Here is a 428-nt window from a genome sequence, read left to right as displayed (position 1 = left end):
GCGATAACCAGGGCGAATGCGCCAGTGATCCTGCGTCCTACCTGCAAGGCTCGACCGCTATGGCCGAGGGAGACTCGTGCAATCATACCCAGAATCATGGTCCCCATGCAGCCTGCGCTAAGCAGGTGACTGGCCATCGACAACGTGATGGGCTGACCCGCGCTATGTGCCGCAAGTGCGAGCAGGCCAAGAGGGATAAACAGATAGGCGAGATGGAGTGACCACAGCAGGGGATGCGCAAGGGTCGATGGCAGATGCCAACGCAGTTGCCGCCACAGATGCAAACTCGCCGCCACTATATAGAGAGGCACTATATATATGCTGGTGACCCATTGGGTGGGGAGCTGCAGCCAGCAGAGCAAGATAAGCCACTGTGTCGCGAGCGCAGTCCGTTCCAGCCAGAGTCGAGGTGTAGCTTTCTCCTGACC

At 58.6% G+C, this 428-nt stretch carries 1 protein-coding gene; it reads right to left on the bottom strand.

All coding sequences use genetic code 11. From position 1 onward, the window contains the following. On the bottom strand, positions 1-428 hold a 428-nt coding region (locus KH400_RS27690; RefSeq protein WP_217228070.1), incomplete at both ends, for an NnrS family protein.

Origin of the sequence: Desertibacillus haloalkaliphilus, assembly GCF_019039105.1 — a bacterium.
In the GTDB taxonomy this organism is placed as follows: Bacteria; Bacillota; Bacilli; order Bacillales; family KJ1-10-99; genus Desertibacillus; species Desertibacillus haloalkaliphilus.
Note: the sequence above shows the minus strand (reverse complement) of the source record. Positions and strands in the feature narration are given on the sequence as shown.